Origin of the sequence: Sporolactobacillus shoreae, assembly GCF_004684935.1 — a bacterium.
Taxonomy (GTDB): Bacteria; Bacillota; Bacilli; order Bacillales; family Sporolactobacillaceae; genus Sporolactobacillus; species Sporolactobacillus shoreae.
In genome coordinates this window covers 65,218-82,634 of sequence record NZ_SRJD01000007.1, presented here as the reverse complement: position 1 = coordinate 82,634, position 17,417 = coordinate 65,218, and the positions used below count along the sequence as shown (strand labels likewise).

At 47.2% G+C, this 17,417-nt stretch carries 13 protein-coding genes; 8 read left to right on the top strand and 5 right to left on the bottom strand.

Annotated elements, in window-relative coordinates:
- Positions 1-6 precede the first annotated feature (6 nt).
- From E4665_RS08150 to E4665_RS08135, 4 genes are all read left to right on the top strand, one after another.
- Positions 7-339, top strand: coding sequence for a PTS lactose/cellobiose transporter subunit IIA (locus E4665_RS08150; protein WP_135348295.1), 333 nt, complete (start codon positions 7-9; stop codon positions 337-339).
- Between the two features lie 11 nt (positions 340-350).
- Complete coding sequence (locus E4665_RS08145) at positions 351-1,805, top strand: glycoside hydrolase family 1 protein (protein WP_135348294.1); 1,455 nt, start codon at positions 351-353, stop codon at positions 1,803-1,805.
- 33 nt (positions 1,806-1,838) lie between these two features.
- The gene (locus tag E4665_RS08140; protein WP_135348293.1) at positions 1,839-3,299 is read left to right on the top strand and encodes a 6-phospho-beta-glucosidase; all 1,461 of its coding nucleotides are present in this window, start codon (positions 1,839-1,841) and stop codon (positions 3,297-3,299) included.
- A 264-nt stretch (positions 3,300-3,563) separates the two neighbouring features.
- Positions 3,564-4,358: a Cof-type HAD-IIB family hydrolase gene (locus E4665_RS08135; RefSeq protein ID WP_206663568.1), complete on the top strand. Its 795-nt coding sequence runs from the start codon at positions 3,564-3,566 to the stop codon at positions 4,356-4,358.
- 95 nt (positions 4,359-4,453) lie between these two features.
- Here E4665_RS08135 and E4665_RS08130 read toward each other — a convergent pair whose 3' ends face one another.
- From E4665_RS08130 to E4665_RS08115, 4 genes are all read right to left on the bottom strand, one after another.
- Positions 4,454-5,461 carry an LCP family protein gene (locus E4665_RS08130; protein WP_135348292.1) on the bottom strand — a complete coding sequence of 336 codons (1,008 nt, stop codon included), beginning with the start codon at positions 5,459-5,461 and terminating at the stop codon, positions 4,454-4,456.
- 135 nt (positions 5,462-5,596) lie between these two features.
- Positions 5,597-6,445 (bottom strand): glycoside hydrolase domain-containing protein, encoded by an 849-nt coding sequence (locus E4665_RS08125; RefSeq protein ID WP_135348291.1) that lies wholly within the window; start codon positions 6,443-6,445, stop codon positions 5,597-5,599.
- Positions 6,446-6,600: 155 nt separating this feature from the next.
- Complete coding sequence (locus E4665_RS08120; protein WP_135348290.1) at positions 6,601-8,811, bottom strand: glycosyltransferase family 39 protein; 2,211 nt, start codon at positions 8,809-8,811, stop codon at positions 6,601-6,603.
- A 40-nt stretch (positions 8,812-8,851) separates the two neighbouring features.
- Positions 8,852-9,850 (bottom strand): glycosyltransferase family 2 protein, encoded by a 999-nt coding sequence (locus tag E4665_RS08115; protein WP_135348289.1) that lies wholly within the window; start codon positions 9,848-9,850, stop codon positions 8,852-8,854.
- 274 nt (positions 9,851-10,124) lie between these two features.
- Here E4665_RS08115 and E4665_RS08110 point away from each other — a divergent pair, with 274 nt between their 5' ends.
- The 3 genes from E4665_RS08110 to E4665_RS08100 all read left to right on the top strand — a co-directional run bounded on the left by E4665_RS08110 (position 10,125) and on the right by E4665_RS08100 (position 14,418).
- A complete protein-coding gene (locus E4665_RS08110; protein WP_135348288.1) occupies positions 10,125-10,823 on the top strand; it encodes a response regulator transcription factor in 699 nt (232 codons plus the stop codon).
- Positions 10,820-12,214, top strand: a complete 1,395-nt coding sequence (locus tag E4665_RS08105) for a sensor histidine kinase (protein WP_135348287.1) — start codon at positions 10,820-10,822, stop codon at positions 12,212-12,214. Before E4665_RS08110 ends, E4665_RS08105 begins: the two co-directional genes overlap by 4 nt.
- Positions 12,215-13,098: 884 nt before the next feature.
- Positions 13,099-14,418, top strand: a complete 1,320-nt coding sequence (locus E4665_RS08100) for a UDP-glucose dehydrogenase family protein (RefSeq protein WP_135348286.1) — start codon at positions 13,099-13,101, stop codon at positions 14,416-14,418.
- Positions 14,419-14,487: 69 nt separating this feature from the next.
- Here E4665_RS08100 and E4665_RS08095 read toward each other — a convergent pair whose 3' ends face one another.
- Complete coding sequence (locus E4665_RS08095; RefSeq protein WP_135348285.1) at positions 14,488-15,939, bottom strand: glycosyltransferase family protein; 1,452 nt, start codon at positions 15,937-15,939, stop codon at positions 14,488-14,490.
- 220 nt (positions 15,940-16,159) lie between these two features.
- Here E4665_RS08095 and E4665_RS08090 point away from each other — a divergent pair, with 220 nt between their 5' ends.
- Positions 16,160-17,398 (top strand): glycosyltransferase, encoded by a 1,239-nt coding sequence (locus tag E4665_RS08090; protein ID WP_135348284.1) that lies wholly within the window; start codon positions 16,160-16,162, stop codon positions 17,396-17,398.
- Positions 17,399-17,417: the final 19 nt, after the last annotated feature.

The following is a 17,417-nucleotide window of genomic DNA, read 5'->3' as shown; positions in this document are numbered from 1 at the left end:
GTAAAAATGAGACAGGAAGAAACGTTTCAGTTGATTCTGCATGGCGGTAACGGACGCAGTTTCGCGATGGAAGCGATCTATCAGGCAAAAGACGGCAATATTGAGGGAGCAAAGGAGAGCCTGAAAAAAGCTGGCGATGAACTGGTTCAGGCGCATCATGTCCAGACCAAAGCCCTGCAGGACGAAATAAAAAACACGGAAAACGGAGAAAAAAAGCCAGTCTCGCTTCTCGAGGTGCATGGTCAGGATCATCTGATGAACGCGATGACGGTCAGGGACCTGGCAACCGAAATAGTCGAATTATACGACTATATTGATAAAAAATTTTCAGAGAAATAAGAGGTGATATTATGCCGCAATCACAGACAATACTATTTCCAGAGGGTTTCCTCTGGGGCGGTGCGACAGCTGCAAATCAAATTGAAGGCGCGTACAACTCTGACGGAAAGGGTTTGGACGCCCAGGATCTGATGCCCTTTGTCACAAAGGAGCAACGAAAGGGCCGAATCAGTATGGATCTGACTTCGGAGCAGTTTGAGCACAATCTGAAGGATGAAGTAGGTGTCTATCCCAAGCGGTTTGGTATTGACTTTTATCACCGCTACAAGGAAGATATCAAACTTTTTGCCGAAATGGGTTTTAAAGTTTTCAGGATCTCGATATCTTGGGCGCGGATTTTTCCTAAAGGTTACGAGCAGGAACCGAATGAAAAAGGCCTGTCCTTTTATGACAGCGTTTTTGATGAATGTCATAAATATGGCATTCAACCGCTCGTCACACTGTCCCATTATGAAACACCGGTCGGACTGATAAAAAAGTACAATGGCTGGGAGAGCCGTGAAGTGATTGATCATTTTGTCCACTATGCGACAACGGTGTTCAATCGCTATAAGGATAAAGTAAAGTACTGGCTCACATTCAATGAAATAAATGTGATTACCAAAAGCCCTTATACCGGCGGAGGAATTATACTGGACCGCGCGAAGGATCCGGTTAGCGTTGGCTATCAGGCCGCACATCACCAATTTGTTGCCAGTGCACTTGTTACGAAAATTGCTCATGAGATCAATTCGGATTTCTGTGTCGGCTGTATGCTGGCAAGGAGCGAGATCTATCCCGGCACTAATGATCCCGTAGACATTCTGCTAGCACAGCAGGAAAATAACCTGAATCTTTTTTTTACGGATGTGCAGGTCCGCGGTGAATATCCTGCCTATATGACCCGTTATTTTGAAGAAAACGGTATTCATATTCACAAGAAAACAGGCGACGACGAACTGTTAAAATCCTATCCAGTCGACTTTCTATCCTTCAGTTATTACACATCGCTCAGTGTGTCGACCCATCATGACACAGCAGCCTCCGAGGGAAATCTCTTTCAGGGTCAGGTTAATCCGTATCTTGAGACTTCCGATTGGGGCTGGCAGATTGACCCGATCGGCCTGAGAGTAGCATTGAATGATTTGTATGTCCGTTACCGTGTGCCGCTGTTCATCGTTGAAAATGGATTGGGCGCTTATGACAAAGTTGAAAACGGACAGATTCATGATGATTACAGGATCAGCTATCTGCGTGAACATATACGGCAGATCGGGGAAGCAATCCAAGATGGCGCGGATGTCATCGGCTATACCTCCTGGGGACCGATTGATCTGGTCAGCATGTCCACCTCGGAAATGAGCAAACGGTATGGATTTGTTTACGTCGATCAGGATGATGAGGGCAAAGGTACCTTAAAACGGCTGAAGAAAGACTCTTTTTATTGGTATAAGAAAGTGATCGCCAGCAACGGGCGGGAACTTTGAACAAACGTGTAAACGGAAAGGGGCACATCATTTATGTCACAAGAAGCATTGTTTCCTAAAAATTTTCTTTTCGGCGGGGCCCTCGCAGGGAATCAGTACGAAGGAGGGTTTGACAAAGATGGGAAAGGATTGTCCATTGTCGATGTCGAACCGGCTGGACCGGAACGCAGCCAGATGCTGGCGCACCCGAAAAATTATTTGAACATCAGAGATGACCTGTATTATCCTTCGCATAAAGCGATCGAGTTCTATGATCACTATAAGGAAGACATCAGACTGTTTGGTGAGATGCATTTTTCAGCACTCAGAATTTCTGTGAACTGGGCGAGAATTTTTCCAAATGGCGATGAAGAAACGCCAAATGAGGCCGGCCTAGAGTTTTATGATCAGGTGTTTGATGAACTGGAAAAATATCAGATCGAACCTGTTGTAACTATTTCACATTATGAAACCCCGCTTGGGTTAGTGAAAAAGTACGGGGGCTGGAACAACAGAAAATTGATTGACTTCTATCTGAGATACGCAGAAACCCTATTCAAGCGTTACGGAAGCCGCGTAAAGTACTGGATGAGCTTCAATGAAATCAACTGTATAACGGGCAGTCCGTTTATCGCTGGCGCACTGGTTCTGGATGATGTGCCAAATAAGATCCAGGCGATCTATCAGGCATCGCATTATGAGCTGGTAGCAAGTGCGAAAGCGACTAAACTGCTTCACAAGCTTGTTCCGGGCGCTCAGATGGGCTGCATGCTCGCATTCTCTCCTTTTTACGCGAAAACCTGCAGACCGGAAGATCAGATTGCCGCACTGCAGCAGAACCGCGTTACCCTTTTCTATGGAGACGTACATTCGCGGGGGTATTATCCGACTTACATGAACCGGTTCTTTAAAGAAAACAACGTTGAACTTGAGATCACCGATGAGGACCGGAAAGTGCTCAAAGAGAATACGGTAGACTATATTTCATTCAGCTACTATATGAGCCATACGACTGACGCGGATCACAAGAGTAAACTGGCCAGTGAGGCATTTGAACCGGTTAAAAATCCGTATATCGAAGAATCGGACTGGGGCTGGCCGATTGACCCTGTTGGGCTGAGATATTCTCTGAATCTTCTCTATGAGCGTTATCAGAAACCGCTCTTTATTGTTGAAAACGGGCTCGGGGCACGGGATGATATTGAATCGGACGGCTCGATCAATGACGATTACCGGATTAACTATCTGAATGATCACCTGGTTCAGGTGGCGGAAGCGATTAAAGATGGCGTGGATCTGATCGGTTACACAACTTGGGGGCCGATTGACGTGGTCAGCGCAGGCACCGGCGAAATGGAGAAACGCTATGGTTTCATTTATGTGGATCGTGATAACAAAGGAAACGGCACACTTGAACGACGGAAAAAGAAAAGTTTCGACTGGTACCGGGATGTGATTGACTCCAAGGGGGCAGTACTGAAATCGGCAGATCTTGAAGAGCGTTCGATACACTAAGTTCTATATGGAAGCCAGCAGTGCGTCGTTCAAAAAAATATTTTATTCTCATGTTTATTTTAATGAAGCACTCCTCTTTTTTTCATCAAAGACGGGTGCTGTTTTAACATGACAGAGCGTAAAAAAGACACTTGAGGACATTTGTAAATCTGTACTCAAACACGATAACGGGATGACTATTTTCACACTTTGATTTAAATTTTTGGATTCAAGGTTAACCGTACTCTTTTGGTACAGAGAGAAACAATGCAAGGAGGTGCTGATATGCCCATTAAATTAATTGCTGTGGATATGGATGGCACATTTCTGGATGATCAGATGTCCTATAATGAACAGCGATTTATGAGACTTTATCATGAGATGAAGTCACGCGATATACATTTTGTCGTGGCCAGCGGGAATCAGTACTTTCAGCTGCGCTCATTCTTTAAAGGTTATGAAGATATCATTTATATTGCTGAAAATGGCGCTTATATTGCAGATGGTGCTAAAGAATATTTTATCTCATCATTCGAAAGGGAAGCATTGGCTGTAATTTTTGATTATGTTGCACGGCATCCTGAATTAAAAAATGCAGTCTGCGGAAAAAAGAATGCCTATATTTTGAGAACAGCAGATGCAGCTTTTATTTCAATGATGAAGAAATACTATCACAAAATTCAGTTGGTTGACTGCTATGACACTATCGATGACCGTATTCTGAAATTCGCCATATCGTGCCCGGATGAAAAGACTATGAAAATAATTGATGAATTGAAGAACGGACTGAATGGTGCCGCAGTGCCTGTGTCCAGTGGATTAGGAAGTATTGACCTTATTAAGTCCGGAATGCACAAAGCCAATGGTCTTAGAAAATTAGGGGAGGTGCTAGGTATTTCATCAGCCGATATGATTGCCTTTGGCGACGGAGGGAATGACGTTGAGATGCTGAAGTTTGTCGGCTGCGGTGTCGCAATGAAAAACGCTCTGGGAAGTATTAAGGCCCAAGCCGACGCAGTGACAGATTCAAATAATGATGAGGGTGTCTTAAATTATATTGAAAAATGCCTGAACCCATAAAATTTGTAAGTTTTCCCGATCATCAGAAACAGGGACTGCAGTGCAATTCCGCACTACAGTCCCTGTATTTTTATATTTGAACGATTGAATAAATATCAGTTTGTAAAATAATTCTTAATGACTGTCTTCAGCTGATCAGGTGCCAGAATAACCTGGTCATTGTTCGCTTTCAGTACATCGTCATACATGACAGCGCCGCGGCCCTTAACCTGACGGTACTTAATCTGCTGCTCCGGATGGAAATTGCCTCTCGCGCTCAGGCCGATACTTACCATGTCTTCTGAAGACATGTTCGTCGCCATCAGGAATTTCGGGAGCGATTGCGACAGAGCAGGGAAGCGAGTCACATTGGACGGCTGCATCATCTTTTTAGCGATGCCAATCAGTGCCGCTTCCTGCAGCTGCTGACGGCCGTAGTCCGTACCCGGAAGCGAGTAGCGTTCGTGAACGAGTTCTGTCACCGTCGCACCGTCAAAGGAATGCATGCCCGGCTGATAAGTTCTGCCTTGATAAGCTTTGTTCCAGGCGTGTGTCAGCGTGACTTTGAACGGCAGATTCATGTCAATACCGCCGATCGCGTCGACCATATCCTGAAGGCCCCAATAGTTCGTTTCTGCGTAAAAGTTGATCGGCACGCCGGTCAGATTCGATACGGCCTTGACGGCATCAACAATTCCTGCCTGTGTTCCGTGGTTGACCTGTGAAATGTACTGGACACTGGTGAGCTTCGTGTAGCCGTAACCATCCATGTAGACACGTGTGTCCCGAGGGATACTTAGCATGTTATACGTATGATCTTTTAAATTCGCATGAATGAGCACCATGGAGTCCGTATGGCTTGCCGAATCTCCTTTTCTGGCGTCAGAACCAATCAGCAGCATATTGAAAACGCCGGCGCTTTGCTTGGCATTTCCGGTGCCACCGATTACTTTCAGGTTGCTGAACCGGTTTTCAGGATTCAGCCGATGGACTTCATAAGCGGTGAATCCGGCCGCAGTGGCCACAAGAAGTACAAAGACAAGCAGAACAATGCGAAGAACTTTATGCTTCTTTTTGCTTTTTCTCAAGTCTGATCTGGAAGTATTGCTATCATTTTTCCGCATTTTATCCAATCCTTTTCATTATTTACCAAAAAATATGTCGGAATATCTGTGACCACGGAATAATAATACTCTATTTCGGTCTAAAGTTCTATATGCCCTGAGAATATATAAAAATTCCCAAACTCTTGGGCAGGCTCAGAACATGACATTCCATGTTTTCGGTCCGACGATGCCGTCCGCCTCCAGTCCGTGGTGCTTCTGATAGGACCGGACGGCCCGCTCAGTGATCGGACCGAACATCCCGTCCGCTGTCACGCGTACTACCCGCTGAATACGCATGACGTCCTTCCCGCGGCTGCCGAGGTGGATCAGCCCGGGGTAGGGGACAATGGCTGCCTGTGTGTCTGAATCTGATTTCTCCGGCGGCTTTTCTATCAAGGGAATGGCTGCTCTTTTTGCTGCGCTTCGGTTCCAGGTACTGGACGGATCGAGGATCCGATCATAGTCCACGGTAATCCCGGCCAGTGCCCTGCCGTTGTCGTGCTGATAGATGTGGGCGCGCCGGGATAATTTTCCGCTCGACCAGGCATAGGTCTGATAATAATAGTCTGCGGCGCCTGAACGCGCAAGCGCTTCGACCACTGAAAAAGAGCCGTAAGCGCCTGTTTTGTATTTGCCGATCACGGATTTAATGCGGCGAAAATAATCAATAATCGAATCCATTTCATGCGCCGCCGCGTCATAATCTACGGTGAAATAAATGGGCGTTGCTGCGGGCTGGCCGATTCCGGACGCGAAAAGCGCCGCGCTTTTCGCGTCTTTCTCACCTTGCGCTCCGGTAAAGTAAGCGTGCCTGACAGGGTTTGTTTCCCAGATGCTGAAGAGACTCAGGCCGGCTGAGAGAATGCTTGAAGCTTCGGAGCGGTTCATCGCCTTCCATGATGACTCAGGGCCCAGGTAGCGTCCAATCACCTGAACACCCGATGCCTTTAACCCTTCAATGTTTTCCTTATTCAGTTTTGTTGCGCAATCGATTGCTTTCATTCGGAATTCCCCTTCCTTATCATCAAGAATGGAGAGACGAGCGAAAAATTGTTTCGCGCCTCTCTTATTTCAATAAAGTAGAAGGGACCGAAAGGAAACGGTGATCGTGATGTGCTGCCTTGAGAATAAAGTGATCTGTCGATGGGCAAAACGGCCTACTTTATTCTCTGTCCTGCCTGACTTTTTAAAGCAGGGTATTCACGGATCCTCTCTGGTTCTTCATTAGTCCTTCTCAGTATGATCCATCCAATGAAGACAAGCATCAGAATAGGCAGTGAAATAAGAGACCAGTATGTTGTCTTTTTCAGATAAGGTGCTTCAGAACTTTGAAAGACCTTGAATCTCAGATCAGCCTGCCCTTGGTGGACACCATTTTCCATTAAGTAACCGCTGGGGTAAAGATCCCTGATTTCGGGGCCTGCTCCATTCATCTGCAATTGAAGCTTTGACCCGCGGCTTCCATTCAGCTGAGTCAAACGGATGCGTTCTTCTGCCGCATCGTTTGGTGTTTTTCTAGGGATAATGAAATCAAGATTCCGTCCCATTCTGATCCTGGATATTCTGAATTTTTGAGTGAACAGGACCCTTCCGGTTTTTTCATCGGAAATCGACATTTGGTAGAGTCCTTTTCCTCTGGCGCTTCTTTCAAAAAGTAAGATGTGATTATATGGACCGAATGCGCGGAAAGTCTGTGCGACAGAGTGTTTCGCGTCGATCACCGCATTTTCCTTTCCCGCGGCATAAATCTGATTGACAATGTAGTCGTCCTGCGGTTGTTTTGCCTGAGTATAGTCATATAAGCCGGCTGACGCGCTGAGAAGGACGGCCGCAAGCAGGACACAGACGGTGATCAGTTTCAGGGTATTCATGACCGGCACGTGCCTTAGATGGTCCGATTTGTTTATCTGTACGGCATCCGCCAGGTCCCTGAGGCCGAACGCACTGCTGATCAGGATGAATGGAGTGAACAGCAGACTGTAGCGCGGCTCCGCTTCCCAGACAAATACGTAAAAGAGAAAATTCCCGAACAGGCAGATCTGGATCAGCAGGTTCAGATCTGCCTGTCGCGTTTTAAAGCCACGGATCACCGAGAAAAGAAGAAGGAGCAGGTTGACAATATAGAACACCTGAATAATGAACAGAGTCAATCCTTTTTGATCATTAAAAAGGTATTGATAGGCCGTAGTCGGGTTCGTGGAAATGTGGGCATACGTGAAATAATTGTGTGAGCCCGCGCCCCATGTCCGGGCCGTTTTAATACCCCATGTTTTTACAAGTCCGCTGAGACCGTCCGTGCTGATCCTTTCCTTGATCAGCTGCAGGTCCGCCTGTTTCTTAGCGGTCTGGTCGGGCTGAGACAGGGTCAGATTAAAATCGTGTGCATTGTAGGCTCCATCATGAGACAGGCCCATCATGATCCAATGTGTAGTCGGCATATCCAGAGACGGATCACTGATGTAACCGAAATGCCTTTCAATCGTCGGCGTGGAAAGGCTGATCATCCCAAGAACGACACCAATCAGAACGGTGTTAAGCAGCACCTTCTTCCAATTAAGAACGAAGAACATATAGATGATCAGAGCGGGCAGAAACAGGATGAGATTCGGGCGGATCAGATCGCCAATGCCCAGAGTCAGCCCCAGAAGCAGAATGAAGCCGATGTTCTTCGACTGGCTGTAACGATACCATAGATAGAGAAGCAGAGCCGGGAACGCCATGATCACCGTGTCTGTATAAAAATACAGCGTATAGAAGAAGAGCGGCAGGCAGGTTAGTGTCATGAGCAAAAAGATACAGGCGGTTCTTTCGTCAGCAATTTTTCTGACCAGTCTCCAGGCGATAAAAATGCCCGCTCCCATCACAAACGCACAAAAAATCCGGTCAATGATCATGTAGTTTGAAAAATGCACCAGTGCAAAGGGGCGATAAAGAAAATACCGCAGCAACGTGATCGGTATGTTATTCGGATAAATCTTAAAATACGCATTTCCCGAGGCATGATGATGCTGCAGCAGATACAACGCCTCTGCATAAGTGTGCCCGCCGTCAATGATCGGAGGTAGAATGGTGTTAAAGGCAGCAATCAGAGCGATTTCTGCGATCGCCATGACAGTGAGCAGTACAATTGAGACTCTGTAGACAGCCACGGAAGTCAACGAACCAAGAAAATGGCAAAATGCCAGAAAAAAACAGATAACAATCGAAGCAAACAGCGCAAGTAAGAGTGCCGCTGTCAGAAGATCCTGATTGTTTCTGTAAATCAGTGGAAATAAAAAGCTGACAATCAGCACGGCCAGGAAACAGAGCGCAAATGCAATGCTGAAAAGTGAAGTTAATCCTTGTTTCAATCGTAAAATAAATGCCACATCCCGTCTCATTCTTTGCCGTTCTCAGCCGGATGCATGCTTAGCCAAGTTTGCTCTCAAGTGCCTTTTTCTCTACGTCCCTACGGCCATCCGTTAAAAGGCGCTTTTCGACCGTATAACGCGGGCGGTGTTTCGTTTCCTTGAATATTTTTCCAATGTATTCCCCGATTATTCCTGTCGCGATCAGTTGCAATCCTCCGATCATCCAGATTGAGATAATCATTGACGTCCATCCGGTAACCACGTGTCCGAGAAAATGCTGGATCAGCGCGTACATCCCGATCAGAAAGCCGATTCCGGCCACTATTCCACCCAGATAAGTTACCATCCGGATCGGAGCGATCGAAAATGAGGTCAGGCCGTCAATTGCGAAATTCAGCATCTTTTTCAGGGGATATTTGGACTCTCCGGCGAATCGTTCCGCTCGGTTGTAGTAGACTTCGGTGCTTCTGAACCCCAGCAGCGGGATCATGCCGCGCAGGAAAATATTTTCTTCCTGATATTTGACAAACTCGTCGAGCACTCGGCGGTCCATCAGCCGGAAGTCGGCATGATTAGGTACCATTTTGACACCCAGTTTTCCCATGATTCTGTAGAAAAGAAGTGCGGTGTTGCGTTTGAAGAAAGTGTCGGTCTCCCGTTTGTCGCGCACACCATAGACGATGTCGTAGCCTTCCTGATATTTAAGCAGAAATTGTCTGATTGCGTTCACGTCATCCTGAAGATCCGCGTCGATCGTAATGACGCAATCCGAATAAGGGCGTGCGGTCTCAATTCCGGAGATCAGCGCATTCTGGTGTCCGAAGTTCCGGCTGAGCTTCAGACCGGTGATGTCCCTATACTCCTGTATATTCCTGTCGATCATTTCCCATGTACGGTCACTGCTCCCGTCGTCAACAAAAAGGATCGTGCTGCCATAGGAAGCCAGATGTTCGCGGCATACCCGCGACAAAACGGCGCGCAGCCGTTTCGCAGTTTCTTCCAGCACCGCCTCTTCATTAAAACAGGGCACGACAATGGTCAGAATGGGTTCGTCCATGATTTCTTCCTCCTGAGCCGTTCGAATTTATTACTAAGCTAAGTGCGGCAGACCTATGCCTGGTACCGCGCCTGGATTTTATGGAATTTATGTTATACTTGTGATGTTTCGTGGTAACAAATTCAGCGTGAAATTATCATGAGATTATTCTCATAAAACTCTCATGACGCATTCCATACGAATCAACTGCAGATCCTCTATAATATAGACTGGGTTCACTGGCTCTCCGGACACATCGGTCAACGCTTACACTGAAAGAGAAGGTTGCTCATTCATGGAAAAAACAAATATTCTGCTCGTTGAAGACGAAAAAAGTGTGGCTTCTTTTGTAGCGACTGAACTCAGCTTTGAAAATTATCAGGTTGAGGAAGCCTATGACGGGGAGCAGGCACTGGAATTATTTTTTAGTGATGAGTCTAAATGGGATCTGGTCCTCCTTGACTGGATGCTGCCGAAGCTGAACGGTCTTGAAGTCTGCCGGCGTATTCGCAAAAAAAGCCTGGTACCGATTATCATAATGACCGCGAGGGACTATGTCGGCGATAAAGTGGCCGGGCTCGACGGCGGAGCGGACGATTATATTACCAAACCGTTCGACATTGAGGAACTTCTGGCAAGGGTTCGGGTCGCGATCCGGCGGCGGAAAAGCTATTCTGAAGCGCCTGCCGCCCACCTTTATAAAACGGGCGATCTCACACTCGATACAGAGAAACGAATGGCTTCGCGTGGCGGGAAGACCTTTGATCTGACGCAGCGTGAGTTCGATTTGCTTGCTACCCTGATGAAAAATGAGGGCAAAGTCATGACACGTGATGAACTGCTTTCAAAAGTGTGGGGTTTCGACTATATGGGACAGACCAATATTGTTGATGTCTATATCCGTTATCTGAGAAATAAGATCGACCGTCCCGAGACGGGAAAACTGATCCACACAGTACGCGGTGTTGGCTACGCGCTGAGGGTTGAAGAATGAGAAAGTGGATGACCGCACTCAGGATTAAAAGAAAAACAACTCTTTTCCAAATGAATTTCTGGTATATTCTGATACTTTTCCTTACAGTGCTTTCAATCGGGCTCGCCGTTGTTTCTGTCACCAGTTACCAGCTTTATAAGGGGACCGAGCAAGAAGTCATTTATGTGGAAAGTCAGCTGAAAAATGAATCGATGGAAAAACACCCGGACTGGAAGGATTCTCTTGACAGTATTATTTATGAGCAGCATCCGGATTTCTATGTCCGGATCGAAACACCGGATTCGAAGACCATTTATTCCCGAGGCAGTGAAAGCATCACGGATCAAAATGAATATTTGATCAAATTGTCGCTTTTCTCTTCCATCTCTTTCAAAAAGAAGTTTATACCTGTCTATCACCACCAGGCTTCATATAATGGTTACACTTTTGACATCTATGTCCGGATGATCAGCATTCATACCTTTATTGTTGACATGGTTAGAGTGCTCGCACTCTGCGTTTTACTGGGCATCGTGATCGGGTCGCTTGCCATATACCAGCTGTCCCGGAGACTCAGCCGCCCGCTGCTCGATGTGACAGGAATGATCCGTCAGGTGACGGAAACCAACGATCTGAAGCGGCGCGTGCTCATACCGGATCAGCCCAAAGAAGTACATGATCTGGCGAAGTCATTCAATCAGCTGATGAGTCAGCTTGATCAGCTGATTGAAAGGGACAGGCACTTCGTCTCGGATGCCTCACATGAACTGAGAACACCGCTTTCAGCGATCCGGGGCCATGTCGAGCTGATCCAGCGGCACGGCGCGGGTCACCCCGAAGTAGTTGAACGGTCGATCCACTTTGTCGATCAGGAATCGAAACGGATGCAGCGCCTCATTGAACAGCTCCTGATGATTGCCCGTCTCGACCGCAGATCGAAGGTTCTTGAAACAGTCGACTTGTCGATGATCGCAAAAAATGTCATCGCAGACTATGCGCCTAGTATCATTCAGCGGTTCAAAGCGAATATCGCTGACGGGACGTATGCGCTTGCCAACGAAGATTACGTTCATCAAGTTATCGTTTCACTGCTTGGAAATGCACGGAAATACACGCCGGATGACGGATGGATCAAAATCATCGTCGAGGGAGGCCCGGAGTTTTCCTATGTCCGGGTGCAGAACTCAGGACCCCGCATCCCCGACGAAGAAAAAGAGAAAATTTTTACACGCTTCTATCGGCTGGATCAATCCCGGTCGAGCGAAGCCGGAGGATCCGGACTGGGCCTGGCCATCGTCCGGGAACTCGTGGAGCTTGACGAAGGGATCATCTGGGTTGACGATCTTAACCCGACCGGCAGTGAGTTCATCGTCCGCCTCAAAGCCAGGAAGGCGGAGGGGTTAAATCAGTGATTTCGAAAAAGGAAGTACATCAGATTTACAATGTTGTATTTTAAGCTGGATCATTTGACTTGAATTGGGAACTTTTCGCGATGAATTGACGCGAAAAGTTCTTTTTCTGATTCAGACGTGAAGAGCCGAGACTCCTGCGGGATCAGTGAGCCTTCTGCCCTCTCAGTGAGGGTACCAAGCGAGGAGGCTTACGGATCGTCCGCGGAAAGCGAGCACATGGAGCGTCATCGCGGGGGTGAATGACGCATAAACAACACGCATCATAGGTTTCAGGACCGGGCGATTTTTGACCGGTCTTAGCATGAGGCAAAAATACGATGGCGCCTAGTCGAATGGTAAAGAGAGAGTCGCATTGAATCGCATGAAACTTGCACCGGAATCCTAATCAATCACACTGAATCAAGATGAATTTTTTGCAGATCAAGGAAAATCCCGTCTTGAATACAACCAATGGAACGGCTTACCAGCCGGATTCGGCACTTTACCAGCCGCGATTGCAAATTTACCAGCCGGATTCGGCACTTTACCAGCCACGATCGCAAGTTTACCAGCCGGATTCGAGATTTTACCAGCCAGCAGCTAAAATGTTGTATCTTTTTACCACATCACAATGTCGCAATCCATGTTTGCTGCGTCACAGTTAATTCAGGATTTCCTCTAAACAACAAAGGATCAGTCGATTTTTTGCCCCGTTCTTCTTAGTTAAAAGCCAACGATCCCCGAACCTAATCTTTCAATGGAACGAAAATTTAACAATTTCCTTGCTTCAACTTTACAGAGCCTTCAAACTTCGATATTAGAATTGAAACTGCCTGTTTCTATGCATAGAACGGGTTTTGCAGGGATACTGTATAAAATAGTGATAATAGGTGAGGAGTGGCGGAATGAGAATCGCTGTTATCGGTACGGGATATGTCGGTCTGGTGACGGGTGTGGCGCTTTCGGAAATCGGCCATGCAGTGACGTGTATCGATATTGATCCTAAAAAAGTTGAAAAGCTGAATCATGGGGAACCGACGATTTACGAACCGGGGCTCCAGGAACTGATGCTGAAAAATATGGAAGCGCACCGATTGTCCTTCACTTCCAAACATGAGACGGGGCTTGAGGGCGCACAGGTCGTCTATATTGCTGTAGGCACGCCGAGGCGGCCGGACGGTTCGGCGAATCTCGATTATGTCGAACAGGCCGCACGCGATATTGCCGGAAATCTCAGCCGCCCGGCGATTGTTGTTATAAAAAGTACGGTTCCGGTCGGCACAAACGATCATATTAAGAGGCTGATTAACAGTGCAGCGAAGGATGGAATTCAGGTAGAGATTGCCTCCAATCCGGAGTTTCTTCGCGAGGGTTCCGCTGTCGAAGACACATTCAATGGAGACCGGATTGTGATCGGCACGGAGAGTCCGGCGGCCGCGGATGTTCTTGAAGAAGTCAACCGTCCGTTCGGCATACCGGTTCTGAAAACAGATTTGGCAAGCAGTGAGATGATTAAATATGCGTCTAACGCATTTCTTGCGACAAAAATCAGTTTTATCAATGAAATTGCGAATATCTGTGAGAAACTAGGCGCAAATGTCGATGAAGTCGCCACAGGGATGGGAATGGATCGTCGGATCGGTTCCAGTTTTCTTAAGGCCGGGATCGGGTACGGCGGCTCATGCTTCCCTAAAGACACTAACGCGCTGGTGCAGCTGGCAGGCAACCATCATCACGACTTCAATCTGCTGAAGTCAGTGATTGAAGTCAACAACCACCAGCAGGTTCTGCTGATCGAAAAAATGCTGGCGCGGTTCGGATCACTTAAGGAGAAACGGATTGCGGTTCTCGGTCTTGCTTTTAAGCCGAATACGGATGATTTGAGAGAGTCGCCGGCGCTGGTGATGATTCCGAAGCTGGTCGAACTCGGCGCGGATGTGATCGCCTATGATCCGATTGCCGTAAAAAATGCAAGGAAGGTTCTGAGCGCCCCTGTGGCCTATACGGAAAATGTGGGGGAGGCGCTGCGCGGAGCGGATTGCGTCTTAATTATTACAGATTGGCCGGCCGTAAAAAAGATGGATCTTTCGACCTACAGCAGGACGATGAATCATCCGGTCGTTTTTGACGGACGCAACTGCTATAGCTTGGATGAGGTCAGCCGTTCCAAAATTGAATATTACTCAATTGGCCGGCCGAGCCACATTCCTGAGCTGATCGGGTGATATTTTTCTCCCTGGTCTGCTTTCCATAACGTGAGTGAATGTCAGTCAGAGCGGAGTACATTCTTTTGCCTAGTTATCAGCGTGACGTCCGAAATAACCCATAGTGCTGAGAATAATCAGGACAGGAGTCAGGCTGACAAGATAGCGCGATCTGGTCTCCCAGATGTTCAGAAAGAGAAAGAAACCGATCAGCGCGAGCATGGAGAAAATCACAAATGCGCTTGGTTGCCGCCGCAGATACGGTATAGCGGCCAGAAGAATTCCGGCAAGAAGTACCAGAAGCTGAACGCGGGCGTAGCCCTGCGTCAGCCAGCCCAGTGGATGATGTGCTAACGCATCAAAATGATCAGGAACCGCCGGCTTTCTTTTTAAAACATTCAGGGCATAGTAGGTTCCGTCGGACCAAGTCTCCGCATTTTTTTCAATCAGAAAGCGGACATTTCCCAACCATCCTTTTTCTGAGATGCGTTTCCGCAACTCGCCAAGCTCGATTTGGGAAACTTCACCGCGCGAATGCGTCTCCAGCAATTGTTGTGTATGAAGGACATCGCTGAGCAGATATTTTCCGTAATGCGGCTGATTCTGACCCATCAGAAGCCAGTGGGTTACGGGAAATTTGAACTGCCCGGTCAACTGGCGGTTAGCGATTCCGCTTCCGAAAATACAGAAATTAAAGATGGACTGTACAAGAAGAAATATAATAATAGGAAGAAAAAAATATACTTTTTTCCATTTTCTGAAAAACAGGAACATTGTCAGGCTGAAAGCAATGACAAAGACGATCATCAAGCCTTTGAGAAGCACTCCGAGAGCAAGGATGACGGAAACGACGAAAAGAATGTGGAAATCCTCTCTTAAGCCTCCATCCTTTCGGATAAAAAGAGCGAGCGGGAGGAGGATAAAAAACAGTGACAGGGTGTCAGTGTACACAATCGGCGCGTAGAAAATATAGGGAAAGAAGAGCACGCTTGCCAGAAGGCTTAAAATACCTGCGGGTTTTCCCAGCAGCCTCGCGGTGATTCGGCCGATCAGAAACTCGCTGAGTGTGATCACAAAGATATTTAAGGCCACATAGACGGCAAGCGAGGGGAAGATCAGCTTGCCAATCAGAGCCAGAATGACAACGATCAATAAGTTGTTCGGGTAGTTTTCAAAATAGGGATCAATATGGCCGCCTTCAGAAAGCAGCCTTGCGCTTCTCACAACGACGCCGAAATCCCATGAAGGATGCACAACGAATAAAAATACAGCCGCAACCTGCAGACCGACGCTGAAAGTGAGAAGGAGCGCCGTGGCGCGTCCAGCGGGAAGCTTTTCTGTGAAATGGATGACACGGCGGCGTGCCTTGTAGAGCATTAGAATGGTCAGACCGGAGAGAAGCAGTGTCACGATTTTAAAAATGAAAGAGGCCGACTCTCCGATGGACTCGTAGCCCCTTGTGAAAAAAATGTTGAGAATGAGGATGAATCCCAGAATAGCCAGAAAAGTAATAACAATGGCTTGGTTAAAAAATTTGGACATCATATTCTCCTTAAAGGAAAGTTTCCATACGGCGGACGATCAACCGGCTAAAGTGAATCTTAGCTGTAAAAAACACCGTTGTCTATTATCTTTGGATATTTTTTATTAAACTTTTACAATAAGATAGCAGTAGATACATACAAACACAGTACGGCCAAAATATCCTGCTGACTGGCGGTTCTGAAGATGACACTGCCATCACAGATGGAGAAGAGTGAACATGAAGATTCTTTTTTTTGTCGGAGAATTTCCGAAATTATCTCAGACTTTTATTCTCAATCAGATCACAGGTCTCATTGAGGCCGGGCATGATGTGAAGATCATCGCTAAGAGAAGGGCTCCCGGACAGCGGGTTCATGAGGATGTGCTGAACTATAGTCTGGACGAAAAGACCGTTTACTATGACAGGGGCGGAAAAAGCGGCAAAGCGTGGAAGGCACTGAGTATTTTTAGAAACCTGATCTGCCTGGAGGCGTCCCGATTTTTTTCAGGAAGAGGCGACGAACACGTTGCTCTCAAAGATTTGATCAGGTACCCCAATCTAATTTATCTGATCCGTACACTGCACCACGTGGATCTGTCTGATCGTGAAATTATTATGGCTCATTTCGGACCGAATGGCATTCTGGCGGAGAAATGCATCGAAATGGGACTGCTCAAGGGAAAACTTTTCACCGCTTTTCATGGCTACGACATGTTGCGCTACGTGAATGAAAAAGGAGTGAATGCCTATGATAGTCTGTTCCATTCACCGGCCGTTCTGCTTCCGATCAGTGATTTTTGGAAAAAGCGGTGCGTCAGTCTTGGCGCGGATCCTGACCGCATCATCATTCACCGCATGGGCATTGATCTGAAAAAGTTTGACAGCCATCCCGCAAATCCCGGCCGTGTGCTCCGGATTGTATCGGCCGCGCGGTTTGTCGAGAAAAAAGGCCTGGAGTACGCGATTGCCGCTGTAGCCCAGCTCATCAAAAAGGGCTATAACGTCTCTTATGAGATCGCTGGCGACGGTCCGATGAAGGAAAAAATGGAAGGCCTCATTTCAATTAATCATCTGGGTGATCATATTCGCCTGTCCGGCTGGAAGACGCAGGAAGAATGGATTGAGATCATGAAAGACGCCCAGATCGTGCTGGCACCGAGCGTGATCGCTGATGACGGTGATATGGAAGGGATTCCAGTGCAGCTGATGGAGGCAATGGCCATGGGAAAGATTGTCGTCTCCACTTTTCACAGCGGCATCCCGGAACTGATACATAACGAAAGAAATGGTTTTCTGGTGGCGGAAAGGGACACGGAGGGATTGGCCTATACGATCGAGCAGATTATGAAACATCCGGAAAACTGGCCGGAGATTGCAGAAAATGCCCGCAGGATCGTTTCTGAAGAATTTAACATCCACGTCCAAAATCAAAAGCTGATCGATCTTTTTGAAGAAGAGATCAAAAAATCAACCTGACTGAACGACAGTCAGGTTT